The sequence below is a fragment of the Aquirhabdus sp. genome (assembly GCF_046462495.1).
GTDB lineage: Bacteria > Pseudomonadota > Gammaproteobacteria > Pseudomonadales > Moraxellaceae > Aquirhabdus.
The window spans coordinates 260,548-285,868 of record NZ_JBKGVE010000004.1; the positions used below are offsets into that span (position 1 = coordinate 260,548).

Consider the following 25,321-nt stretch of genomic DNA (forward strand, 5'->3'; position numbering starts at 1 on the left):
TCATCTGAATATAATTTGGTAGAAAGAGTTTTAGTCAAATTAAATTCAAATATAAGCGCATATTTACAGAATTAATATAGGGGTTTCGTCTCTAGAATCTAAAGCATATTTCATCATCCTCTCGCGCCCCGCCGCGCACTTGAGTTCCCGACCATGCCTCAGCCAGACCCTCAATCTTCACTGCCGTTATCCTCTGATTTTTCAGTGCTCTTTTCCTCCCTGCAATCCGATATTCAGGCCGCTCCGTGTAGCCTGCAACAGGCCATTAGTGCGACCTATCGCATGCCTGAGGCCGAAGCGGTTCAGGCATTACTTGCACAAGAGCAAATCAGTGACCCTACTCGGATTGATAGTCAGATTTTGGCCAAAAGATTGGTGCTGGCCGTGCGGCAGGCGCGGGTGCATGCTTCAGGGATTGATGCGCTGATGCATCAGTTCGCCTTGTCATCCGAAGGTGGCATTGCACTGATGTGTCTAGCTGAGTCGCTGCTGCGTATTCCGGATCAGCGTACGGTGGATCGCTTGATCGCGGATAAGATTGGGCCAGCGGATTGGGAGCAGTATCTGGGGCGATCCTCGTCGATGTTTGTCAATGCCGCGACATGGGGGCTCTTAGTTACAGGCAGGATTGTGCGCACTCCTCCCGAGCAGACGCTAAAGACCTTATTGACCCAAGCGGTCGCCCGTTGGGGTGCATCTTTGATTCGCAGTGGGGTTGCCATGGCGATTCGGATGCTGGGCAATCAGTTTGTACTGGGGCAAACCATTGAGGAGGCTTTACAAAATAGCCAAGCTCAGGAGGAGCGGGGTTATCGCTATTCTTACGATATGCTGGGTGAGTCCGCGCTAACAAAAGAGGATGCAGCGTACTATTTTTCCGCCTATGAGGAAGCTATTCATGCCATTGGGCAGGCTTCCCAAAGACGTGGCATACAGCAGGGGGCGGGGATTTCGGTCAAGCTCTCTGCGCTGCATCCGCGTTACAGCCGCGCTAAGCACGAGCGGGTGATGGCAGAATTGTTGCCGCGTTTATTGCAATTGCTGCGGTTGGCAAAAAGCTATGACATTGGTCTGAATATTGATGCCGAAGAAGCGGATCGTTTGGAGCTGTCGCTGGCAATGATGGAGCGGGTTGCTTTTGATCAGTCGCTCGCGGGTTATGCTGGGGTAGGCTTTGTGGTGCAGGCATATCAGAAGCGCTGTCCCTATGTGATCGACTACTTAGTTGATCTCGCCAAGCGCAGTGGACGGAAAATGATGATCCGTCTGGTGAAGGGGGCGTACTGGGATGCCGAGATCAAACGGGCGCAGGTCGATGGGCTATCTGGTTATCCGGTATTTACTCGTAAAGTGCATACCGATGTGTCCTATCTGGTCTGTGCCCAGAAACTTTTGGATGCCAGTCATCTGATCTACCCCCAGTTTGCTACCCATAATGCCCATACCGTTGCGACCATTTATCAGTGGGCGAAGTCACAAGGTATTGAGAATTATGAGTTCCAATGCCTACATGGCATGGGAGAAACGCTCTATGATCAGGTGGTTGGTAGCGATCATCTTGATCGACCATGTCGTATCTATGCCCCAGTTGGATCGCATCGCACGCTACTGGCATATCTGGTGCGGCGCTTACTGGAAAACGGCGCGAACTCCTCTTTTGTCAATCAAATCGTCGATGAGCAAATTCCGGTAGAGGATTTAATCGCAGATCCTTTTAATGAAGCGCGACTGCTGAATGGTCAACCGCACCCGCAGATCGTATTGCCCAAAGCGCTCTATGCGCCAGCCCGGAAAAACTCTGCGGGGCTGGATTTGAGTAATGAACACGTCTTGCGTGATCTTGCTGACCATGCCGCAATATGTGCGAGTGAATCATGGCAGGCATTCCCGACTTTGGAAAATGATCGTAAGGCTAACGGACAGCACATCTATAACCCAGCGGATCGTCGTGATGTGGTGGGGCTGGTGGTTGATGCAACGCTTTCCGATGTTGAGCAAGCACTGACGATTGCGGAGCAGGCAAAGACTGATTGGTCGCAGCAAGCACCGAAAAGTCGTGCCGCATGGTTTGAACGCGCGGCGGATTTGTTTGAGCAGCATCGTCTTGAGCTCTGTATGCTGGCAATTCGTGAAGCGGGCAAAACGTGGGCCAATGCGGTGGATGAAGTGCGCGAGGCGGTTGATTTCTTAAGCTATTATGCGGCACAAACACGGTTTGAGGCGGAAACGAACCCACAGGCCTTGGGTCTGGTGGTTTGTATCAGTCCATGGAACTTTCCGTTGGCAATTTTTGTTGGGCAGGTCAGTGCCGCGCTGGCAGCAGGCAATGTGGTCTTAGCAAAACCTGCCGAGCAAACGCCGCTGATGGCTGCTCGTGCGGTGGCTTTGCTGCATGAAGCGGGCATTCCTGCCCATGCATTACAGTTGCTACCGGGGCACGGTGAAACCATTGGTGCGGCGTTGGTCGCAGACTCACGAGTCGATGGTGTGGTCTTTACCGGATCGACACAGGTGGCGCAGTTAATTCATCACACACTGACCCAGCGTGCCGTGCAAGAAGGGCGTGATATTCCGCTCATTGCCGAGACTGGCGGGCAGAACGCCATGATCGTTGACTCCAGTGCACTGCTTGAACAAGTGGTGCAGGATGTGTTGGTATCCGCTTTTGACAGCGCGGGTCAGCGTTGTTCAGCGCTACGGGTTTTGTGCTTACAGCAGGACATTGCTGATCAGGCCGTAGCGATGCTAAAAGGGGCGATGCAAGAGCTACAAATCGGTCGTCCTGATCAATTGGCCGTGGATATTGGTCCGGTGATTGATGCCGATGCCGCGCGTGATTTACGGGATTATATTGAAGCACAGCGTGCGGCGGGCAAAGTCGTGACGCAGCAGGATTTACCAGAATCTTGCCAGCACGGCTTTTTCATCGCACCGACCTTGATTGAGATCGATACGATTGCAGAGCTCAAGCGCGAGGTCTTTGGTCCAGTGCTGCATATCTTGCGATATGAGCGGGATCAATTGCCTGACGTGGTACAGGCGGTCAACAACAGCGGTTTTGGTCTAACGATGGGCGTGCATTCACGGATTGATCAAATGATACAGGATGTGGTGCAACATGCCCATGTCGGGAATATTTATATCAATCGCAATATTGTAGGTGCGGTGGTTGGGGTGCAACCCTTTGGCGGTGAAGGCAAATCTGGAACAGGACCCAAAGCGGGTGGGCCGCTGTATCTCAAACGCTTACAGCGGTCTAGTGCGGCTGAGGTGTGTACGCATCATGCTGCCGTGATCAAAGATCAAAGCGCTGTGGAGCACAGTGTTTTGGGTGATCTAGAGCTGTGGGTCAGGGCTCTAGACCCGGTATTATTCAATTTTATCGCCGCTTATCAGCGGACGAGTCTACTCGGTACGTCTTTCGGGCTTGTGAGCTCGACAGGGGAGCAAAACACCTTATCTTTTGTTCCGCGGGGTGCCATTCTCTGTCATGCCACAACATTGCCTACACTGATCAACCAGTTGCTTGCCGTGTTGCTCACGGGCAATACCCCCGTGCTGGATGCGACAGCCCAAGCCTTATTGCCAAAAGCATTACCACCATCACTTCAGAGCGCCATTCGGTTGGAGTCTGATCATTCCGCGATCATTGGGCTAATCTTAAGTGATACCCCGCTCACGCCGTCGCTTGCAGAGACAATATTTTGCCTATCTGAGCAAACAGGTCACCTCCTATCATATCAGCAGACGACGACCTATGGCCCCATTCCACTGTGGCGTCTGATGATCGAACGGGCACTGTGTGTCAACACGACCGCTGTAGGCGGTAATGCCAGCCTCATGATGTTGCAGGCGGATACTGCCCAGAATGGATGAGGCTTTTATGCCGAGACTAATGGGATATAGCCATCAATCTGTTTAAAACGCTCTATCCATGCCTGCACATGCGGATAGTCATCCAGAGACACTTTGCCTTCATGAACCAGCGAGATATAGGGGAAGCAGGCGACATCCGCGATGGTTGGACGTTCGAGTTCGAGCCATTGGCGTGTCGCGAGATGGTCATTGATGATCTTTAAGATGGCATGGGTGCGTTTTGTCGCGGCATCAATATCGATGGTGCTGGGTTGCTTGCGCCAGTAGCCGCGCGCTTGGGTTGGACCATGGGTGATTTCATTGGCAGCAACCGATAGCCATTGCACAATCTTGGCGAGTTCTAAAGCATCGGTGGGCAGTAACCAAGCCGGATCGGCATAGTGCTGGGCAAGATAAACCAAGATCGCCTGTGAGTCGCGCACCACCACCTCACCATCCACCCAGAGCGGCACTTGTCCGAGAGGGTTGATCTGCAGATACTCCGGGCTCTTGTGATAGCCCGTGCTGAAATCCAGTACTGCAGGCTCAAAAGATATCTTCAAAAAAGACAATAACAAACGCACTTTATAACTGTGTCCAGACAGCGGGGTGTAGTAGAGCTTGGGCATGATCATTCCTTGTTGAGATCAGTTTTGAGGAAGCTAGACGGGTGTTCAGACTGATTCTAATGGCAGTGTGACATGCATTTTAGAGCAAAATTGTTGTCTGTTTTATGACGGATATGCATATCGTTATCATGATCTTCTGCATATTTTATAACTATAAACCCTTTACTATCATACGGCTGCTATGATCATTAAATGATCTCGACGAAAGCAGTTGACAACACTTAAAATTAATTGGAATATATATTCCATATGTTTAGACCCATTGATCAAGCAGACTCAGTCATGGCACGTCGCACCCAAGCACAACTGGCAGAAACAAGGCAGGCGCTGATCGCGTCTGGCAAGCAGTTGTTTTCGGATAAAGGTTTTGCGCGCACGCAAGTCGCCGAAATCGCCCAGAATGCAGGCGTGGGGATGAGTGCGTTTTATGGTCAGTTTGAGGACAAGAGTCAGCTATTTCTGCATATCATCAATGAGGTTTTCACCGAGCTGCACAGTGGTGTGATGCAGGTGCGTCGTGGTGTGAATTTACAAATGCCACTGGAATCCATCATGGCCACGCAGCAGATCTATGTCCTGATTTTTGAAACGCTGATGAAGCATAAGGAGATTACCTTATCGGTATTTCGCTCAGGCTTCTCAGCGATTCCTGGATTTGAGGCGCTGTATTGGCAGATTTGTGATGCAGTAGCTGCGGCGCTGAGTCAGGATTATCAACATGCAGAAAGCGCAGGTTTACTGAAGATCGGCAGTCATCGTGATATGTCCGATGCCATGATCGGGATGGTGCAGCACTTGGGATACCGGATGGTGTTACAAGGTACGCCAGCCCCGATTGAGGCCGCAAAAATGTGCACGCAATATACGATTGGGAGTTTGATCATGAGTATCCCCAAAGACAAGTTGCAACACCTCATGCCGCTCTGGGCGGCCATCCCAGCAGATGTCATCTGAGTTGACGGCATTCCGCCATCGCTAAAGATTAACCAGTGAGCACGACCATGCAAAGCACAACACCAAGAAAGAAGCCGGCCGCAAGAAAGTCCGTTCCAGCAAAATCAGTGTCACCCGCAGAAGTTCTGGAAGTCGCGGTGATTGGGACCGGATTTTCTGGGCTAGGAATGGGTATTCGTCTGAAAAAAGCAGGCATTACCAACTTTAAGATCTTTGAAAAAGCCAGCGAAGTCGGTGGTACTTGGCGTGATAACACCTATCCAGGCTGTGCCTGTGATGTGAAGTCAGCGTTGTATTCCTACTCTTTTGAGCCTTCTGCTGAGTGGTCCAATGCGTATGCCAATCAAGGTGAGATCTTTAGTTATATCCGTTTTTGCGCAGAGAAATACGGGATGTACCCGCACATCCAATTTAACTCTAAAGTCGTGAGCGGCAAGTTTGATGAGGCTGCCGGTGAGTGGGTGCTGACATTGGATGGCGGCGAAATCGTCCGCGCCAAGAATGTGGTTGCTGCACCCGGCCCCTTTGCGGAGCCATCTGTGGCCAAGATCGATGGCATCAATGATTTTAAAGGCATCAAGATTCATACCGCACGCTGGGATCATAGTGTTGATCTTACTGGTAAACGCGTTGCGCTGATTGGCACTGGCGCAACCGGTGTACAAGTTGGTCCTGCTATTGCACCGAAAGTTGCGCATCTGACTGTATTTCAGCGTACCCCGAACTGGATTATGCCACGTCCGAATCGCGACCGAACGGATGCCGAAAAAAAAGACAGTCGTGAAAATCCCCTTAAGATGAGAGTGGATCGTCTGAAAAACTACTGGATCAATGAAGCCACTGCGCCGTTCCTGATCTTAAAGTACGATGCCTTCAAATCCTTTCCTGCAAAGATGTCGCACAGTTATCTTGAACGTAAAGTGAAAGACCCCGTACTGCGTGAAAAACTGACCCCAAAATACAAGTTTGGTTGTAAGCGGGTCTTGGTCTCTAGCGACTGGTATCCAACACTGCAACGCGACAATGTGACACTGGAAGATCACGGTATCAAACGCATTACCGAAACCGGTATTGAGACAGTAGATGGTAAGCACTATGAATTGGATGTGATCATCTTTGCAACCGGCTATGAGGTACGGAGTACTGGCGCCCCGTTTGAAGTCCGCGGCTTAAACAATGAGTCTTTGGGTGAACGCTGGAAGGATGGTGCTGAAGCGTTTGACGGTATCACCACGCATGGTTTCCCGAACCTGTATTTCCTCGTCGGTCCCTTTACCGGTCCCGGTCATACTTCAGTGATTGCCTACTCCGAAGCGCAGATTGATTATGTCTGGCAAGCGATTGAGCTGCGCCGCGCCCGTCAACTGAAATACATCACTGTCAAATCTGAAGTTGAAGCCGAGTTTGTGAAAATCATGGACCAGCGTAGCGAACACACGGTGTGGAAATCGGGTTGTGCAAGCTGGTACTTGAGCCCGAATGGTCGTAACAACACACTTTACCCTGGCTTCAATGCGGAATACCGCATGCGTATCCTGCGTTTTAATCCATCCAGTTACATATTGGTGGGTCAAGATGGTCAGCCCGTTAAAGCAACGTTCAAAGATCACTTGAGCACTGCGCGGATGGCATTGACGGCCTAAGTATTTTTAAGCGGATATGACAATGAACCGTCACCTGAGTGTGGCGGTTTTTCATTGTTGGCGATTCATGCTTATGCTATGTTCACGACACATATGGCATTTAAAGTGAGTCATCGTCGATGATTGAGTTGAACCATTGGTTTATTTTTATCGGCGCAGCCTTGATCATGGCGATTACACCGGGACCCAATTTGATCTATTTGCTCTCGCGATCCATCTGTCAGGGACGTAATGCCGCGATTATCTCGCTGTTTGGCGTCGTGACGGCGTTCTTGGTGCATATGTTTGCCGCAGCGATTGGCTTGACTGCGTTATTCCTGACGATTCCGATTGCTTATATCATCTTGAAATGGTTAGGTGCTGGATATCTGCTATGGCTGGCTTGGCAAGCAATGAGGCCGAATGCCAAGTCACCCTTTGAGGCACGGGATTTAGCCCCTGATTCACGTCCCAAGTTATGGCTCATGGGTTTTATGACCAGTTTCTTAAATCCTAAAATTGCCATCTTCTATCTGTCCATCTTGCCCCAGTTTATTTCCCCACAACAAGGCTCGGTCTTTACGCAGAGTCTGACGCTGGGATTCACCCAAATTGGGGTGAGCTTTATGGTCAATCTGACCGTGATCTTGACTGCAGCTGGCCTTGCACGCTGGTTTGCTTTAAATCCGCTTTGGCTCATGATTCAGCGCTATGTGATGGGGATTGTGTTATTGGGATTGGCATTACGCTTGCTGATCGAACAGCGTAAAATGGCTTAATTCTTTTCTTCATCTTTTCGAGTGTTTTTATGGCCAAAGCCATCGTCCGTCATATCTTGGTCAAGGATCGTGTGCTGTGTGAGCAGCTCAAAACACGGATAGCCGCTGGAGAGGACTTTGCTAAGCTCGCCAAGCAGCATTCGACCTGTACCTCAGCCAAGCGCGGCGGGGAGTTGGGTGAGATCAGTAAAGGGCAATTGGTCCGTCCGATTGATCAAGTGGTCTTTACCAAGGCGGAGCATGTGGTTCATGGTCCGGTCAAAAGCCAGTTCGGTTTTCATTTGGTTGAGATCAAATTCCGCTATTAGACTTTAGTCGTAGATACCGTGATTCGTTGACCACCTAGGCCATGAAATCAGGTATTCTTTTACAATAAGACTGATATTCATATGCAATTTATGCAAAAAGTCACGGCATAATTCAGCTTCTTATTTGTCCAATCCCCGATTTGGTTTTCACGAAATCAAAGTGCAGGGATGGTCTCTCAAGCAATCATAAAGATTGTGCATCTATACCGAATACCACATTGAGAAATGTGCTCGAATCAGGATTCTGGTTCTATGAATGATTTAACCAATAAAAATGGAATGATATCGCGTCAAGGAGTGAGTTATGGCGAGCGGCAAGAAGTTTTATAAATCACTCTATGTACAAGTGATCTTTGCGATTTGTCTGGGCGTGTTGCTCGGTCACTTCGTGCCTGAAACCGGCGCTGCGATGAAGCCGCTCGGTGATGGCTTCATTAAACTGATCAAGATGCTGATTGCACCGATCATCTTCTGTACCGTGGTCCTTGGCATCGCGGGTATGGAGGATATGAAAAAGGTCGGGAAGACAGGTGGTCTTGCGCTACTGTACTTTGAGATCATGAGTACGCTGGCGCTGGTTGTGGGTCTGGTGATGATCAATGTGATCAAACCAGGCGAGGGCATGAATATTAATGTCGCGCTGCTGGATACGCATGGGATCGCTGCGTATACCGATCCGCACAAGATGCAGACCACCACCGATTTCTTCATGAATATCATCCCCAGTACTATGGTCGATGCCTTTGCCAAAGGTGAGATTCTGCAAGTTCTGCTGATTGCGATTTTGTTTGGCTTCTCTTTGCAGCATCTGGGTGGGCGTCAAAACCCGATTTTTGAACTGATTGAAAGTTTCTCTAAAATACTGTTTTCTATCGTCACGGTGATCATGAAGTTGGCACCTATTGGTGCTTTTGGTGCCATGGCGTTTACCATCGGTAAATATGGTATTGGCTCCCTGTTGCCATTGGCGAAGCTGATGGGCACCTTCTATATCACTTGTCTATTATTCATCTTTGTGATCTTAGGCATTGTCGCGCGGGCACATGGTTTTAGTATTTTGCGCTTTGTGAACTATATTAAAGAAGAGCTGTTGATCGTGCTTGGAACATCCTCCTCAGAGTCGGTTCTACCTCGTATGATGATCAAGATGGAGAAGCTGGGTGCACAGAAATCCGTGGTCGGTTTGGTGATCCCTACCGGTTATTCCTTTAACCTAGACGGCACGGCGATCTATCTAACCATGGCTGCAGTGTTTATTGCGCAGGCAACCAATACACCAATGACCATTCTGCAGCAGGTGACTTTACTTGCGGTGTTGTTGCTTACCTCTAAAGGTGCGGCGGGCGTAACGGGTAGTGGCTTTATTGTTCTGGCGGCGACTCTGTCGGCAGTGGGCGGTGTACCTGTGGCGGGTCTGGCCATCATCTTGGGTATTGATCGCTTTATGTCTGAAGGCCGTGCATTGACCAATACCATTGGCAACGGTGTAGCCACCTTAGTGGTTGCCAAATGGGCCAAGGAGCTGGATCATGATCAGCTCGATAAAGAACTGAAGCACCCAACGGGGATTGATGCGATTTGATTTGAGTCTGGTGCAAATAAAAAAGAGCGATTTATCGCTCTTTTTTATTTCTGCTGAAGCCTTCGATCTCAGCTTTTGAAAATATATTGTTCTGATTATCCTGTTATCATGCTGCTTTGTTTTATCCGTTTGGATTAATTTGTTAAGTCCGTTTTCTTTTGCATACGTTGCCGCCAGAGATATTATCGCGACAGGTTGAACGTATCAAAATGTATGGTTTGACTGCACCTGTGTGCGATCAGTTAATGCCGGATATTTAGGTCGCAGATTTTAAGTTGTTCGTGATGTCATCAATTTGCAACGTTTATATTTGTAACGGTCAATATATAAAAGATTGACGAATCTGATTCCTCGGCATAAAGTTGCAATATTCTGTGATGATCATTATAAAAATGATCATGTTCATCCCTCCTTTATTTATTTACATCTTGCGCGGTTGGAGATTCTTGTGACGACACCTCAACATGGCGCCGAATTGGCGATTCCTACGGATGGCGGCATTGCCATCGATGCACCGCCTAAAGCAACTTTAAAATCTTGGTTTGCGCTATTGTCTGTGGCGATTGGTGCATTTGCACTGGTTACTAGTGAGTTTTTGCCTGTGGGTTTACTGTCTAGCGTGGCAGCTGATTTACATGTTTCTGTAGGCACAGCGGGGCTGATGGTCACCGCACCGGGGATTATTGCCGCTTTTGCCGCACCGTTGGTTACTGTTTCTGTGGGTAAGCTGGATCGACGTATCTTACTGTGTTTACTGACCTTGCTCATGGTAGTCGCTAATCTTGTTTCTGCATTTGCACCGAACTTTACCGTCCTAGTCATTGGCCGTTTATTGCTAGGGATCGGGATTGGTGGCTTCTGGGCCACAGCGATTGCGCTTAGTGGTCGACTGGCGCCAGCCGGCGTATCCATGGGACGCGCATCTTCGATCATCTTTACCGGTGTGACTATGGCAACGGTGTTTGGTGTGCCGCTAGGAACATGGATTGGTGATATTTTTGGCTGGCGGGCAACTTTTGGTATCACTGGACTTTTGGGCGCGATTGTCTTGCTCGGTCAGTTGTTGATGCTGCCATCCTTGCCCGCGACAACAGCAGTGCGACTCGCCGATCTGCCTCATGTTTTCCGTCATAAATATGCACGTGTCGGTTTACTCGGTCTGGTCTTTTTGGTTACCGCACATTTTGCAGCGTATACCTATGTCACACCGTTCTTTAGAGTTATTTCAGGTTTTCATGCTGAGCTGATCAGTACACTGTTGCTGGTCTATGGTCTGGCTGGCGTGGTCGGTAATATCTTGGCGGGTATGGCGGCATCACGTGATATTCGCAAGACCTTTGCTGTCGTGGTGCTCCTCATGGGTGCAGCGATGATGATTTTCCCCTTATTTGGAGTGACTACACTCGGTGCCGTGTTAACCATTGCACTGTGGGGGTTAGCGTTTGGTGGTTTACCAGTTTGTGCGAACATGTGGATGTTTGCCGCAGCGCCTGAAGCGATGGAAAGTGGAGCCGCGATTGTGGTATCAACTTTCCAAGTTGGGATAGCCGTGGGTTCGTTGCTTGGCGGCGGCGTGGTTGATCATTTAAATATTCCCAGTGTGATGTGGATGGGTGGTGCTTTTGCTTTCTTGGCGTTGGTGACGGTAGTCTCTTTCGGTCGTGGTTTGCCCAAGACTGTCGAAGCCCAGCCTGTGGCATCGCATTAATGGAGTGGGTGATTGTTTATGCCGCATTTGACGCTTGAATATACGGATAACTTAACTGATGCTGATGTGAGAGATGCATTGAACAACCTGAATCTCTCACTCGTCGAATCGGGTTTGTTTGACGAGGTCGATATCAAGAGTCGTGCTATCCCATTTGCGATATTTCAAGTGGGTGCGGGATTGGAAGCTCGTGCTTTTGTTCATGTCACGCTTTCAATTTTAAAAGGTCGGACGCTGGAGGTTCAGCAGGCGCTATCGCAGCGGCTGCTGAATGAGCTGAATGGTATTTTTGTCGGATATCGTGCAGCGCATTTACAACTGTGTGTCGAGATTACGGAGATTGCAGCAGAGTCATATGCCAAAGCGGTGATCAATCCACATCTGCGTTAACCTATCAAGAGGATCGGTCAACTGCACAGCAATCATCCATCAAGACCTGAAAAGCACCGCGTATTGGTTCCCCAATCGCGGTGTTTTCTGTTAGTGTGTCGCTCATCATTTCCCGATCTAGATCCTGATCTCCGAGCTTGCTATGACTCAACCTTATTGGATTGCCCCCTCAATTTTGTCTGCTGATTTTGCACGTTTAGGCGAAGATGTCGAGCGTGTTTTGACGGCGGGTGCTGACGTGGTGCACTTTGATGTGATGGACAATCATTATGTGCCGAATCTGACCTTTGGTTCGATGATCTGTACCGCGCTGCGGAGTTACGGGATCACCGCACCGATTGATGTGCATCTGATGGTTGAACCTGTAGACCGCATGATTGAGTATTTTTTAGAGGCCGGTGCCAGCATCATCACCTTCCATCCTGAAGCCTCTCATCACATTGATCGTTCATTGCAATTGATCAAATCAGGTGGCGCAAAAGCGGGCTTGGTGTTTAATCCAGCAACGCCGCTGCATTATCTTGATTACGTGATGGATAAGGTTGATCAAGTGCTCTTAATGAGTGTGAACCCCGGTTTTGGTGGGCAAAGCTTTATTCCGGGTACGCTGGACAAGTTACGTCTTGCCCGCCAAAAAATCGAGCAAAGTGGTCGTACCGATATTCGTCTGGAAGTCGATGGCGGGGTAAATGTGAAAAATATTCGTGCGATTGCTGAAGCGGGTGCCGACATGTTTGTGGCAGGCTCCGCGATCTTTAATCAGCCTGATTATAAAACTGTGATTGACGCCATGCGTGCTGAACTGGCGCTGGTCGGTACACCTAAAGCCGATTAATGCGGGGTCTTACTCCAGCCAAGCTGCACAGCATTTCTTGAACTTCTGACCCGACCCACAAGGACATGGGTCATTGCGGCCCATTTTGAGCGGTGCTGTAGGGTCCAGAAAATACCAACGCTCCGCAATTTTGACAAAGCCTGATTGTTCGCGATGTGTCACCGCTCTTGCCGCGGCATCAGGCGCTTTGTCTTCAGCCCAACGCGCAGTGAAAGTGACCGTCGCATGGCGTTTATCGGTAAGCGCGGTGTGATTTTCAACGCTCAAACCCAGCCACGTACTGCGGGTTGACCACGCTTCAATCCCCGCACGGTCAATCAAAGATTGCTGCGCGGGCAGCGTGGTCGCGACTAAATAATCAATGAGACCTAGTGCATAGGCACTATAGCGCGAGCGCATTAAGCGCTCTGCATCCGGGGCAGGTGTGCCCGCATGATAGACGCCGCAGCAGTGACTAAGCAGATGATTGGGATTACATGGACAGGTCAGCATAGTGATGAGCGATCAGTTGTGAAAAATAAGACGGCATCGATCTAGAACCATTTCATGATTAACTCTTGAATAATAGGTGCAATCGAGACGACTAATAATAACGCCATCGTGATATTAAAGATGCGCTGTTGATGCGGTTTTTGCAAAAGATGCTTCAGACTGGCCCCTAAGAATAGCCAGCACGCCGTACAAGGTGGCCCCACCAGTAAAAATACCAAGGCAATGATCATCGCTTGCACAATCATGTCGTGACTCAGTGAGGTATACGCCGCGATTGCACCGAGCGCCATAATCCAGCCTTTGGGATTGACCCACTGAAAGAAAAATGCCTGCCAGAATCCCATCGGTTTACCACGACTGATGGCAAGATCCTTTGGCTTTGAAGTCGCAATCATCCACGCCAGATACAGCATGTAAAGCACCCCAAGCACCTTGATGATTTCATGCAGGATCGGGAGGCGTTCAAAGAGGGTGCCGAGGCCTATGCCGATCATAATGATCATCACCGGAAAGCCAAAGGCGATGCCGAGCAGATGCGGCAAGCTACGCTTGACCCCATGATTGAGTCCAGAGCTTAAAATCAGCATGTTGTTTGGGCCGGGAGTGATACTGGTCGAGAAGGCGAACAGCACCATAGCCAGATATAGCTCGGTCATAGCAGGATCAGGATTTTTTACCAAAGAGACAACGGATTATGCCTGTGGAGAAGGCTTTTGGCACAGGATTTCTAAAATATATGCAGAAATCATTCTGCGATGGATGCTGAAGAATAATGGCACGGATCGTCGTTAAATCCTCAAGCACATGGTGATACTCCAACTTTGCCAAAATTAAACAATGTCGTTCGATCAGATCATGATACTGGTGTCTTACGCGTGTTATGGTTGCATTATGTTGATCAAAAATGTGGACTGATTCATGGTATTGACCAAAAACACCATCTGGGCGAGCGGTTTGCTCGTTGCGATGACGGCGAGCGTGCAGGTTTATGCAGACCCTGAATTTAATACCTGCCTTGGGCAACTCAGCGGCGCTGCAAAGGCCGCAGGAGTTTCCAATGAAACCTATAGTCGTTATACCGAAGGCTTGGAGCCCGACCTAAGCGTGATCGAGAAGCTCAACTATCAGCCCGAGTTTAGTACGCCCATCTGGGATTATTTGTCTGGCTTGGTCGATGATGAACGTGTAGCGCAAGGCCAAAAGATGCTCAGCAAATATGCCGATGTGCTCAAGAAAGTACAATCGACTTATGGTGTTGATCCTGCGACCGTGGTTGCAGTCTGGGGTGTGGAAAGTAATTATGGTGATATTTCAGGAAAATACCCTCTGGTGCAGGCGCTTGGCACGCTGAGTTGCTATGGGCGACGTCAGGTTTATTTTCGCTCCGAGTTTTTCTCCGCACTGCGCATTTTGCAATCCGGCAGTATTTCTGCGGATCGCCTCAAAGGCTCTTGGGCAGGCGCTTTTGGACATACCCAATTTATGCCCTCAACCTTTGAACGCATTGCGGTCGATTTTGATGGCGATGGACGCCGTGATCTGATTGACAGTGTGCCCGATGCGCTGGCTTCGACCGCGAATTTCCTGAAAAAAGCCGGTTGGCAGACGGGGCAGCCATGGGGTTTTGAGGTGAAGGTCCCCGCTGGCTTTAGTGCGGATGGTGAAGGTCGGCGTAATAAGCGTGCGCTTTCCATCTGGTCTGATCGTGGCTTCACCCGTATCGATGGTTCACCACTGGTGCAAGGTGGCCTCAGTGACTCATCCTCTGCAGGTCTCATGTCCCCCGCAGGGATTAATGGTCCGACGTTCCTTGTGTTTAAAAATTTCGATGCGATTTATGGTTATAACGCCGCAGAGAGCTATGGGTTGGCCATTGCGCATTTGTCAGATCGTCTGCGCGGCGGTGTACCCTTTGTTACGCCATGGCCCACAGATGATGCGGGTACTTCGCGTGCCGAGCGTCGAGAGATTCAAAGCTTGCTACTGGCCAAGGGGTACGACATTGGCGCACCTGATGGCATGATCGGGGATAAAACCCGTGAAGCAATTCGCACAGAGCAGCAGCGTCTGGGTTTAACTGTGAATGGTCGTGGTGGTCAGAAGATATTGCAGGCACTGCGTGCAGAACCGAAGAAGGTGGTGGTGCCGCCACAACAACCTGCTTCCTAGTCATCAGAATCCAAAAAGTGTAATTGGAGAAGAGCCCTATAAGGCTCTTTTTTTATGCTTGATGATCTTTTTTGGTGCGTTTTCCATTTCTGCGTATATCGGCATCTAAAATCATTATTTACCATTCGGTAAGTAATTCTCCATAATTCAAACACAATCCATTGACGAGACCTTTCATTTTGAAAGGTCTTTGTTTTTATCCGCCTTTTTTTAAGAAAGATTGTCATCATGAAATTAAATTTACTCGCTGCAACGATCATCTCGTTGCTCGCGGCTCAAATCGCTGCGGCTCAAGAGGCCAGCGATGCACCACCATCCAAACCTAAGGATGATCAACCCGTAGAGCAAATCGTGGTCACTGGATCAAACATTCGCGGTGTACAAAAAGAGGGCGCTAGCGCTGTGCAAGTGATTACCGCCAAGCAAATTCATGCCAGCGGAAAAACCAATTTAACCGATATTCTACGCTCAGTCTCTGCGAATTCAGGCAATAGCTTTGATGAGACCCTAACGGGGAGTTTCTCAGCAGGTACGGCAGGCGTTTCACTCCGTGGACTGGGTCAGGGGAGTACGCTTATTTTACTGGATGGCAAGCGTGTTGCAAACTATGCGACATCCTATGATCAACAGCACACCTTTGTCGATATTAACTCCTTGCCGCTCGCTGCTGTAGAGCGAATAGAAGTACTGAAAGATGGCGCTTCAGCTGTCTATGGTTCTGATGCTGTTGCAGGGGTGGTCAACATCATTTTGAAGAAAAACTATCAAGGGGTGGAAGTCGGTGGCAGTGCCAGTCGATCCGCCAGTGGGACGGGGCAAACTGAGCGTGACTATCATATTCTCGCTGGAAAGGGCGATCTGAATAAAGATGGCTACAATATCTTCTTTTCGCTCGACGGTCAGCAGCGCGATCAGTTAGACCAAAGTGATGTGAGTTATTTAAAAGATAGTGATTATCGCAACCAGCAAGGCGGGCGCTTGAATTGGAATGTGACCAACTTCTATAACAATGATCAAACCCAAGGCTTTGCTCATGCCGTAGGTCCGGTGCAGCGTGTCCCATGGAGTGCAGTCTCTCCCGGTAAACAAGGCGATGTTTGGGCCTATAATCCTGCGGAATATAATACGCTGATGCCGAGTATTAATCGCTACCATGCCCTTTTACATGGCACTTTGCAAATCAATGATCAGGTACAAGCCTATAGTGAGTTGCTCTATAGCCATAGTAATACCAGCTTTGTTTTTGGGCCTCCTTTGTCGGTTGGTACAGGGCTACGGGCATGGAATAATGCCACCCAAAGTCTCACCAATATTAATACGACCTTACCGGTTGGCAATCCGGCTAATCCTTATGGGCAGCCGACTCCGATCACGACCAACTTATGGGATGTCGGCTTAAGAAATAAAACCGATAGCATTGAGTTTGGGCGTGTGCTTGTCGGCGCCAAAGGCAGTGTTGGCAATTGGGATTGGGATACTTCGGCATTACATTCCGAAAGTCGTTTGCAGGAAAGTGTCACGAACTTTGGCAATCGTTATGTCTTTCAGCAATTGCTTGCGGATGGCGGCTATGATTTTACCAAAACCAATAACCCGAGCAGTGCAGTCGACGCATTGCGTTTGATCACGCTACGCCCTGCAGTGTCGCGTTTGAACTCGGTGGATGCGACGATTACCGGACCTATTCTGACCTTGCCTGCGGGTGATTTAGGCTTTGCTGGTGGCGTTCAATTCCGTAATGAATCTATCAATGCCAATACCTCGACTGCTATTCTTTCGGGAACTGAACTGCGCCCCGCAATCAGTATTGCACGTGGATCGCGCAATGTTTCAGCGGCCTATGGCGAGTTTAAAGTCCCTTTATTGTCGACGTTGGAAGCCAATGTCGCGGGTCGTTTAGATCACTACAGCGATTTTGGAACTGCTTTTTCACCAAAACTGAGCTTGCGTTATCAGCCTACCAATTGGTTGCTGCTGCGCAGTACGCTTTCGCGGGGGTTCCGTGCGCCATCCTTGCTTGAAATCACTAACAGTTCAGGGGTAGGCTATAGTTCCGCCGTCGACCCTTATGATCCAGTGACCCCAAACAAGCCGCATAGCTATACTGGGATCATTGCCTCTAATCCAAAACTCAAGCCAGAGCGCTCAAAAAACTTTGATTTTGGTGTGGTATTGTCGCCTTGGGTGAATACCAGTTTGTCAGTAGATTTCTATCGTATTAATCAAACTGATGTGATTGGGCAGGATAGTGACAGTTATATCGTGCAGCATCCTGATCTGTATCCCGGTCGTATTGAGCGTGATGCACAAGGTCATCTCCAGACGGTATATAACCAGTTCCAGAATCAGAGTTCTCTGACTACGTCGGGGTTAGATTTTAATCTGCGTCAGATTTTACATACCGGTGATTTAGGCAAGTTTTCCTTGTCAGGTGGTTGGACATCCGTACTCAGTTATAAGAAGCCTCGTGCTGCGGGTCTGGATGCAGTTGATGCGACCGGAACGAATATTTTCTTTGCACTACCGAAGTGGCGTGGGACGACCGCCTTGACGTGGGATTACCACGATGTCTCCAGTACGTTAAGCTGGTATTACACGGGCGGTTATAAGATTGATGAAGATGCGCGTCAAGATGATTTTCCAACGAGTGTTAAAAGTAACACGACCTTTGATCTCAGTATCGCGTATACCGGGATTAAAAATACAACGCTGACCTTGGCAGCTCAGAATCTGCTGAATCAAAAACCGTCGTGGGATGCCAGTGCGCCGTATTTTGATTCATCCTTATATGATCCTCGTGGCCGTTTCATCACACTGGGTGCGAGCTATAAGTTCTAATTGACTATAGGCACGCGCTTTGGCGGAGAAACTTATTTCTTCGCCAAAGCGCGTGCGCCTTCTAGAATCATGCGTATCATCGCAATGGTTTCTGACATGCGTGCTTCTTGTTCAACTGGTGGTAGATCCATGGCAACTGAAGCCATGGTGAAGACCAATCGTGTGATCGCACGGGCGGCAAGTGCAGGTTGATACATGCTGCTGCCATTGGCCTGATCAATGCGGATTAAATCCTGCTGTAGTTCATCTTCAAAGAACACTAACTGACGTTCAACCGCCTCTTTAAACTCCGCAGATCCTGCTTTTCCTTCGCGCAGCAGAATTGGCAAGTAACCATCTCCACTGTGCAGTTGATCCATAAAAATCCTAATCGAGATTTGTACGATGCTGGGTTCTAGCGATTTGTGCTGACGCGCTTCGCTGAAAATTTTACGTAAAGAACTACCCGCCAGTTCAATCAGTGCGATGGCGAGCTCATCCATATCACGAAAATGACGATAGAAACTATTGGGGGCTATGCCGGCTTCTCGTGCGACTTCGCGCAGACTAATGGTCGAAATACTGCGGTGCGGCCCGACCAACTTGAGGGCAGCCGCGATCAATTCATCACTAGAAATCACAGCCTTACGCCCTTGTGGCACACGCGGCAGTGTCGCCGGAGTTGCCAATAAAGCGGTCGATGGATCAGTCGCTACGGGTGCAGGTGACAGCATAAATGTCTACGGTTGAGTCATGGAGATGTCACATTATAAACATAAAATAAACAAATTAGTTTACGATTGTCTATACATGTGTATAATAATTGGTAATCGCATGAGGATTGATAAAATTGAATCAACAGATAATTCCAAAACAAAATCAGAACATCCAAAACAGTTCATTGCTCCAATCCGTTATTGAGTCTGTTTTCTCGCCTACCACCTTTGATTTTTGGGCGAGTCATTTAAACGCTGCATGGTCATGGCAGCGTCCATTGGCGCGGATTGTCGCGAAAGAAACGGCGGCAAAAGACGCCGTCACGCTAACTCTAAAACCTAATCGCCATGTCCAGACGTTCTTGGCGGGACAACACGTCAATATCGTGGCTGAGATTAATGGCGTACGGTTGAGTCGCAGTTATAGTCCAAGTTTTATCCCGAAGCAGGAAGGTGTCTTCACCATCACCGTCAAGCGCATGACGGGTGGTAAGGTGAGTAACTGGTTGATTGATCAAGCAAGTATCGGTGATGTGATTGAGGTGGGCGAGGCCTTTGGTGCCATGACGCTCTCTGATCAGCAGTTGAAGCATACGTTTTTAGCGGCGGGTAGTGGCATTACCCCGTTTATCAGTCTGGTGCGTCATTGGGCGGCGCAAGGGGCTGTAGGGTCACTGACTTTAGTCTATTGGGCGCAGACACGTGATGAACTATGTAACACTCTGGAGTTCAACCAACTGGCCGAGGCATATCCCAATTTTAGTGTTCATTACGCATTAACCCAGGAAGATCGTGTTCAACCGCATGAGTTGAATGAACGTATTAACGCGGAATTATTTGCAAGTCTGGTCAGCGATCTGGATGAACAGATTGTCTATGCTTGTGGTCCTGCGGGATTTGTTGAGCAGGCTCGAGAATTGACCGAAGCACAGGCACATGGTTTTTATGGTGAGGCATTTAGCTTACCACTACTGGCAGAGATGGATGGTGCACACATTAATGTCCAGTTAACGCGCAGCAATCGCACAGTCAGTGTTCCCGTGGGCCAGCCGCTGCTTGCTGCGCTAGAGGCGCAAGGATTAAAACCGGCATCAGGTTGCCGCATGGGCATTTGTAATACCTGTGCCTGTATCAAACAAGCCGGAACCACGGAGCATGTCCTGACGAAAGATCGTCATACCGAGGCGGGCGACAGTGTGCGGATCTGTGTCAGTAGTGCATGTTCTGACCTCACACTGGATCTGTAACCCAGCGATGAACTATTACAACATTTGAATCATAAAATTAGGCGAAGAGCGAATCCATTATGTCATTAAGCAGAAATTTAAGTGAAGAAGAGCTAGTCCAATTCGCCGCAGAGATTGATGCTCTGCGTGCCCGCACGCTGGCAGATCTCGGTGAGAAAGACGCCAAATATATCCGTCGGATTGTGAAGGCGGTGCGTTATAGCAACGCCGCAGGTCGCGCGCTCCTGATGGCTAGCTTTTTTCCACCCGCATGGGTCGCAGGTACAGCAGTGCTTGGCGTGTCGAAGATCCTTGAGAATATGGAACTTGGCCATAATGTCATGCATGGTCAATATGACTGGATGGGCGATCCAACGCTGAATGGTAAAACCTATGAATGGGATATTGTCGGCACCAGTGATCACTGGCGTAAAACTCATAACTATATGCACCATACCTATACCAATATCAAAGGGGTAGATGATGATGTGGGCTATGGGGTGCTGCGCTTGTTCCCTGAGCAGCGCTGGAAACCGTTCTTTTTGGGGCAGCCGATTTATGCGGTGATCTTTGCACTCTTGTTCCAGTGGGGCGTGGCGATGCAAGAGCTGAAACTGGGATTATTGTTCAAGGGTAAAACCTCGGTTGATCAGTTTAAAGAGGAATTTGAACCCACCAAGCAAAAGATGATTCGCCAATTGCTTAAAGACTATGTGGTGTTCCCTGCGCTGGCTGGGCCGATGTTTTTGCCGGTCTTTGCCGGTAATTTTGTGGCTAATGGCATGCGTAATGTCTGGACCTTCTCGATTATTTTCTGTGGTCACTTTACTCAGGATGTCGAGATTTTCTCAAAAAATGTGCTCAGGAATGAAAGCCGCGGACATTGGTATATGCGTCAGATTAGGGGATCATCCAACCTGACGGGTGGTAAGATATTTAATATTCTGTCGGGTAATCTGAGCCACCAGATTGAGCATCATCTGTTCCCTGATATCCCTGCTTGGCGCTATGAGTCGTTATCGGTTGATATCAAAGACATCTGTAAGCGCTATGATCAGCACTACAATGAAGGCTCATTTATCCGTCAATATGCCCAAGTGGGCTGGCGAATTTTGCGTCACGCGTTCCCATCGAAAGTGAAGCATGTGGGATTATTCCCGAATATGACCGCTGCTTAAGCCAGAGCGTCATTGCCATAAAGAATACCGCGATCAGTCGCGGTATTCTTTATGGTGGATAAAATGGGTGTTAATTCGGTTTGGTTTTCTTCAGCAGTCCCAGTTGGATCAGACTTTGTGCCGAAGCAATGATAGCTACTTCGCTGCTCCTAGGCTGCCAGCCTAGGCGTTCTTGAGCTTTGAGACTGGTGGCATTTTTGAATTTTCCGAGCTCCGGCAAAATTTGTTTGACGGTAGGATTAAACAACGCTGTTAAACGTACGAGCCAATTGGGTGACTCTGAACTGGGTACTTTGTCTGCGGCATGTCCCAAACCCAATTTAAGCATCCGCGCCACTTCGCGTATCGTCAGGAAATTGCCAGCAACCGCAATAAAGCGCTCTCCTTTTGCCGCGGGGTGAGTCATGGCATGCAGATGCAAATCCACCACATCCCGGACATCCACACTGCCAAAATAGAGTTTGGGGCAACTGGGAAGCTTGCCAGTCAGCATGTTATAGATCAGAGTGATGGACGATGAGTAGTCTGCACTTAAAACCGGACCGAATACGGCGACTGGATTAATGACCGACAGTTCAAGGTTGCCACCTTCTTGGGCAATGAAATCCCAAGCCGCTCGTTCTGCAATGGTCTTTGATTTGGCATAAGCCGTGACATGTGGACTATCTAGATTGGTCCATGTGGTTTCGTCAAACGGCAAGCTCTGCTCGGGATGACCATAACCAATCGCTGCGAAAGACGAGGTGAGTACGACGCGTTTGACACCGGCATCACGTGCTGCGCGGAGCACACGCAGGGTGCCCTCGCGTGCGGGAATAATCAGATCGTCTTCGTTTTGAGGGGCCTGAGCAGGAAAAGGTGATGCGACATGCAGTACGTAATCACAGCCTGCCACGGCTTCTGTCCAGCCCTGATCTTGTTCAAGATCTGCGACAAAGAAAAAGAGACCCTCATTAGGATCGATGCCGCCTTCATGGATCATGGCACGGACATCGGCTGCGCGGTTGATGTTTCTGACGGTGGTGCGAACTTGATGTCCCTGACTGAGTAGCCGAATCAATATGTGATTGGCGATAAAACCCGAACCACCGGTGACCAAAATGGTGCTCATACTTGATTCCCAAAAATAAGTTTAAGGCATTATAAATTTTGTGTAGGTCACCGCAGTTTAACGCGATAGATGAGTCATCTATATGACATATAAGGGGTAGTTCTTTAAGCCTTACCGTCGTGCAACGCCATCAACCAGCAAACGCTGGATTGCATCACCAAATTTCTTCTGCGCTTCACGATCATCCGGCGTGTTCAAGAATCGCACAACGCTCATCAGAATCATCCCAATAACGGCATGCCCCGTCGCTTCAGTATCAAGGTCAGCACGGAAAAAGCCTAACTTTACGCCATTTTCCATATAGCTTGCCGTGAGGCGCCCGCCCCAGTCCAACAGGTTGAGCAAGCGCTGGGTCATCTCTTCATCAATGGAGGTCGCTTCAAAAAGGATCAATCGGGCAACGCCGGGGTTTTCCGCAAAAATGGCGGTGAGGCTTTTGGCGATACGCGCCGTTTGCTCGCGATAACCCTCAAGAGTGGCTACTGCGGTGGGTGCGTTTTCCGCTGAGAGCGCACTGATGATTTTGGCACTGACATCATTGATCACGTGTTCAAGGATATCGCGTTTATTTTCAAAGTGGCGGTAAAACGTACCATGTCCGATGCCCAGCCGTTTCGCAATATCGGAAATGGCAGTCTGGTGGTAGCCCTTGGCAGAGAACTCTTCAAAAGCGGTTTGGATGATATCCGCGCGCAGTTGCAGGCGATTGCGTTCGGCTCGAGAGAGGGTGGGGGTATCGTTCATGAGGGAATCATAGCTGATTGTAGATGGAATGGCGACCCTTGTTAAATAAAATTGACACATCATTCCGAAACTGATTAACTGTTCCGAAATTGGTCTGATGTTCCAGATCAAGTGACATTATGGTGATTTGCGTGAATGACATTGATTGCTGAGCACAGCAAGATGTCCTGATCGAAACTGATTATTGGATCCACCGGAGTAAATCCATGACTGCGAGTAGTAAAGCGGTACGCCCTAAAAAAACATCACCCCAGCCTGTGGATGTACTGATCATCGGTGCAGGACCCTCAGGACTCAGCGCTTGTATCAAGCTCAAGGAGCTTGGCATCACCAATACCGTGATTCTGGATCTGGCGAGTCGCATTGGTGGCACATGGGCACTCAATGATTATCCGGGTCTACGCTGTGATGTTCCAAGTGAAATGTACTCACTGGGTTTTGCGCCTAATCCGAACTGGTCGCGCACTTATGCGCCGCAGGCGGAGATTCAGAAATATTTGGAAGATGTTGCGCATCAGTTCGAGATCGTCGATCACATTCGTTTAAACACTGAAGTTAATGACGCGCACTGGGATAGCAAAGCCGAGCGCTGGCAGATCACGACCACGGCAGGTGATGCGTACTCTGCCAAGATATTGGTGTCGGCAACGGGCTTTATCGGCGAAGCTAAAATGCCATCTTTCCCGGGTCAAGACAGTTTTAAAGGCACGATTTTTCACTCGGGGATGTGGAATCATGAACATGATCTGACGGGGGAACGCGTTGCAGTGATTGGTAGTGGAGCCTCGGCAATTCAGTTTTTACCTGCAATACAGCCCAAGGTCAAAACCCTGATTAGCTTTCAGCGTACGCCATCCTGGGTGCTACCTAAGCCTGATTTTGCGATGCCGAAGGTGGTGAGTCAGATTTTCAAAAAGATTCCAGTAGTACAAAAATTAGTCAGAGAAACCGCGTTACTGGGACTGGAGCCATCACTACCCATCTTTATGCGCGAGCGTGTACTCCGTGCAGCAACACACCCCATTGGTCTGTATAACATCCGTCGTTCCATCACCGATCCTGGGATGCGTGAGAAGCTTATTCCTGATCATACGCTGGGCTGCAAGCGCCCGATGTTCTCCAATGAATGGTATGCGGCTCTTGCGAAACCGAATGTCCATGTGGTCTTTCAAGGTTTGTCACACATTACCGAAAGCGGTGTGGTTGCTGACAATGGCCGTGAATATCCTGTGGATACCATTATATTTGGTACGGGTTATGCGGTGGCGGAACCTGCAATTTATCGCATCATTAAAGGCGCAGACGGTCACACGCTAAGCGAGGTTTGGCAAGGGCAGCCGCGTGCCTATCAAGGCATGGCAATCCACGGCTTTCCCAATATGTTCATGATGCTGGGCCCGAACTCCAATAATGTACAAGGCTCAGTCATGTGGACTGCGGAGCAACAGGCCGTCTATATCTCAAAAGCCATTAAGGCGATTCATGACGTGGGGATTAAACGGATTGAAGTCAAAAAAAACGTCCAAGATGACTTTAATACCCGTATCGACAAATTGCTCGAACGGATGCCGATCCGTCCTGAAGTCTGTAAAAGTTATTATTTAGATGATGCAGGTCGTAATCATTTTGTCTGGCCGGAGTATGGACTTGTGATCAAACATAAATTGCATCACGTCCAGCTTGCGGATTATGACGTCAAGTAAATAAATCCTCATTCAATTGATTCATCCTTACAGCCAACGATGCTGGAGAAAGCCATGACAAAGTACTTCGTCGAAGTGACTCAAAATTATCAAAAACCAGTTGAAGCGATTTTTCAAACCTTGTCCGACCACAATCAGCTAGGGCGGGTACTGGGTATTCCGGTTAAACGTGTGATCAATGGCAATGACGAGATCAATGGTGCTGGCTCGGTACGTCGTATGGGACTTTGGCCTTTCACGGTTGAAGAAACGGTAGTGGCGGTTGAGCCGAATCGTTCGATAGATTATCGGATTAGTCGCGGCGGCGCTCCACTCAAAAATCATATCGGGGCATTGGTTTTTGATCAAACCGCTTCGGGTTCACAGGTGGTCTGGCGGATTAAATATGATTCATCGCTGCCGTTCGTGGGTGCGGCCGTTCAGCAAGTTCTGAAACTGGGTTTAACACTGGGTTTAAAACGGTTGAAGTAAGAGCTAGTAATCAATGGTAGGTTTTTTAATAA

At 49.0% G+C, this 25,321-nt stretch carries 21 protein-coding genes; 15 read left to right on the top strand and 6 right to left on the bottom strand.

Going from position 1 to position 25,321, the window contains the following annotated elements; translation table 11 throughout:
* Nucleotides 1-153 precede the first annotated feature (153 nt).
* Nucleotides 154-3,876 (top strand): bifunctional proline dehydrogenase/L-glutamate gamma-semialdehyde dehydrogenase PutA, encoded by a 3,723-nt coding sequence (gene putA, locus ACLHG7_RS04700; protein WP_410209884.1) that lies wholly within the window; start codon nucleotides 154-156, stop codon nucleotides 3,874-3,876.
* A 5-nt stretch (nucleotides 3,877-3,881) separates the two neighbouring features.
* Here the strand turns inward: putA and ACLHG7_RS04705 are convergent, their stop codons facing one another.
* A complete protein-coding gene (locus ACLHG7_RS04705) occupies nucleotides 3,882-4,484 on the bottom strand; it encodes a glutathione S-transferase family protein (RefSeq protein ID WP_410209885.1) in 603 nt (200 codons plus the stop codon).
* A 282-nt stretch (nucleotides 4,485-4,766) separates the two neighbouring features.
* Between ACLHG7_RS04705 and ACLHG7_RS04710 the strand changes: the two genes are divergently transcribed.
* The 8 genes from ACLHG7_RS04710 (at nucleotide 4,767) to rpe (ending at nucleotide 12,662) form a co-directional block, all read left to right on the top strand.
* The gene (locus ACLHG7_RS04710; RefSeq protein ID WP_410209886.1) at nucleotides 4,767-5,438 is read left to right on the top strand and encodes a TetR/AcrR family transcriptional regulator; all 672 of its coding nucleotides are present in this window, start codon (nucleotides 4,767-4,769) and stop codon (nucleotides 5,436-5,438) included.
* 47 nt (nucleotides 5,439-5,485) lie between these two features.
* Complete coding sequence (locus ACLHG7_RS04715; RefSeq protein ID WP_410209887.1) at nucleotides 5,486-7,081, top strand: flavin-containing monooxygenase; 1,596 nt, start codon at nucleotides 5,486-5,488, stop codon at nucleotides 7,079-7,081.
* Nucleotides 7,082-7,200: 119 nt separating this feature from the next.
* A complete protein-coding gene (locus ACLHG7_RS04720; RefSeq protein WP_410209888.1) occupies nucleotides 7,201-7,839 on the top strand; it encodes a LysE family translocator in 639 nt (212 codons plus the stop codon).
* Nucleotides 7,840-7,868: 29 nt separating this feature from the next.
* Entirely contained in the window at nucleotides 7,869-8,147 is a 279-nt protein-coding gene (locus ACLHG7_RS04725) for a peptidylprolyl isomerase (protein ID WP_114900279.1), read from the top strand.
* A 304-nt stretch (nucleotides 8,148-8,451) separates the two neighbouring features.
* Nucleotides 8,452-9,729 carry a dicarboxylate/amino acid:cation symporter gene (locus ACLHG7_RS04730; protein ID WP_410209889.1) on the top strand — a complete coding sequence of 426 codons (1,278 nt, stop codon included), beginning with the start codon at nucleotides 8,452-8,454 and terminating at the stop codon, nucleotides 9,727-9,729.
* Nucleotides 9,730-10,228: 499 nt separating this feature from the next.
* Entirely contained in the window at nucleotides 10,229-11,437 is a 1,209-nt protein-coding gene (locus ACLHG7_RS04735; protein ID WP_410210386.1) for an MFS transporter, read from the top strand.
* Between the two features lie 18 nt (nucleotides 11,438-11,455).
* The gene (locus ACLHG7_RS04740) at nucleotides 11,456-11,827 is read left to right on the top strand and encodes a 5-carboxymethyl-2-hydroxymuconate Delta-isomerase (protein WP_410209890.1); all 372 of its coding nucleotides are present in this window, start codon (nucleotides 11,456-11,458) and stop codon (nucleotides 11,825-11,827) included.
* A 142-nt stretch (nucleotides 11,828-11,969) separates the two neighbouring features.
* The gene (gene rpe, locus ACLHG7_RS04745) at nucleotides 11,970-12,662 is read left to right on the top strand and encodes a ribulose-phosphate 3-epimerase (protein WP_114900276.1); all 693 of its coding nucleotides are present in this window, start codon (nucleotides 11,970-11,972) and stop codon (nucleotides 12,660-12,662) included.
* A 9-nt stretch (nucleotides 12,663-12,671) separates the two neighbouring features.
* On the opposite strand, the gene ACLHG7_RS04750 is transcribed toward rpe, so the two are convergent.
* Together ACLHG7_RS04750 and ACLHG7_RS04755 are read right to left on the bottom strand one after the other, a co-directional pair.
* A complete protein-coding gene (locus ACLHG7_RS04750) occupies nucleotides 12,672-13,154 on the bottom strand; it encodes a YchJ family protein (RefSeq protein ID WP_410209891.1) in 483 nt (160 codons plus the stop codon).
* Nucleotides 13,155-13,195: 41 nt separating this feature from the next.
* Entirely contained in the window at nucleotides 13,196-13,810 is a 615-nt protein-coding gene (locus ACLHG7_RS04755; protein WP_410209892.1) for a LysE family translocator, read from the bottom strand.
* Between the two features lie 262 nt (nucleotides 13,811-14,072).
* Between ACLHG7_RS04755 and ACLHG7_RS04760 the strand changes: the two genes are divergently transcribed.
* Together ACLHG7_RS04760 and ACLHG7_RS04765 are read left to right on the top strand one after the other, a co-directional pair.
* On the top strand, nucleotides 14,073-15,323 hold the full coding sequence (locus ACLHG7_RS04760) for a lytic murein transglycosylase (RefSeq protein ID WP_410209893.1): 1,251 nt from the start codon (nucleotides 14,073-14,075) through the stop codon (nucleotides 15,321-15,323).
* 228 nt (nucleotides 15,324-15,551) lie between these two features.
* A complete protein-coding gene (locus ACLHG7_RS04765) occupies nucleotides 15,552-18,161 on the top strand; it encodes a TonB-dependent receptor (RefSeq protein ID WP_410209894.1) in 2,610 nt (869 codons plus the stop codon).
* A 32-nt stretch (nucleotides 18,162-18,193) separates the two neighbouring features.
* Here the strand turns inward: ACLHG7_RS04765 and ACLHG7_RS04770 are convergent, their stop codons facing one another.
* Entirely contained in the window at nucleotides 18,194-18,874 is a 681-nt protein-coding gene (locus ACLHG7_RS04770) for a TetR family transcriptional regulator (RefSeq protein ID WP_410209895.1), read from the bottom strand.
* 116 nt (nucleotides 18,875-18,990) lie between these two features.
* On the opposite strand from ACLHG7_RS04770, the gene ACLHG7_RS04775 reads away from it, so the two are divergent.
* Nucleotides 18,991-20,103 (top strand): ferredoxin reductase, encoded by a 1,113-nt coding sequence (locus tag ACLHG7_RS04775; protein ID WP_410209896.1) that lies wholly within the window; start codon nucleotides 18,991-18,993, stop codon nucleotides 20,101-20,103.
* Nucleotides 20,104-20,162: 59 nt separating this feature from the next.
* Nucleotides 20,163-21,260: a fatty acid desaturase family protein gene (locus ACLHG7_RS04780; RefSeq protein ID WP_410209897.1), complete on the top strand. Its 1,098-nt coding sequence runs from the start codon at nucleotides 20,163-20,165 to the stop codon at nucleotides 21,258-21,260.
* A 70-nt stretch (nucleotides 21,261-21,330) separates the two neighbouring features.
* On the opposite strand, the gene ACLHG7_RS04785 is transcribed toward ACLHG7_RS04780, so the two are convergent.
* Nucleotides 21,331-22,371, bottom strand: coding sequence for an SDR family oxidoreductase (locus ACLHG7_RS04785; protein ID WP_410209898.1), 1,041 nt, complete (start codon nucleotides 22,369-22,371; stop codon nucleotides 21,331-21,333).
* A gap of 111 nt (nucleotides 22,372-22,482) precedes the next feature.
* Nucleotides 22,483-23,115 carry a TetR/AcrR family transcriptional regulator gene (locus ACLHG7_RS04790; protein WP_410209899.1) on the bottom strand — a complete coding sequence of 211 codons (633 nt, stop codon included), beginning with the start codon at nucleotides 23,113-23,115 and terminating at the stop codon, nucleotides 22,483-22,485.
* A gap of 206 nt (nucleotides 23,116-23,321) precedes the next feature.
* Between ACLHG7_RS04790 and ACLHG7_RS04795 the strand changes: the two genes are divergently transcribed.
* Complete coding sequence (locus tag ACLHG7_RS04795) at nucleotides 23,322-24,818, top strand: flavin-containing monooxygenase (protein WP_410209900.1); 1,497 nt, start codon at nucleotides 23,322-23,324, stop codon at nucleotides 24,816-24,818.
* A gap of 54 nt (nucleotides 24,819-24,872) precedes the next feature.
* Nucleotides 24,873-25,289, top strand: coding sequence for an SRPBCC family protein (locus tag ACLHG7_RS04800; RefSeq protein WP_410209901.1), 417 nt, complete (start codon nucleotides 24,873-24,875; stop codon nucleotides 25,287-25,289).
* Nucleotides 25,290-25,321: the final 32 nt, after the last annotated feature.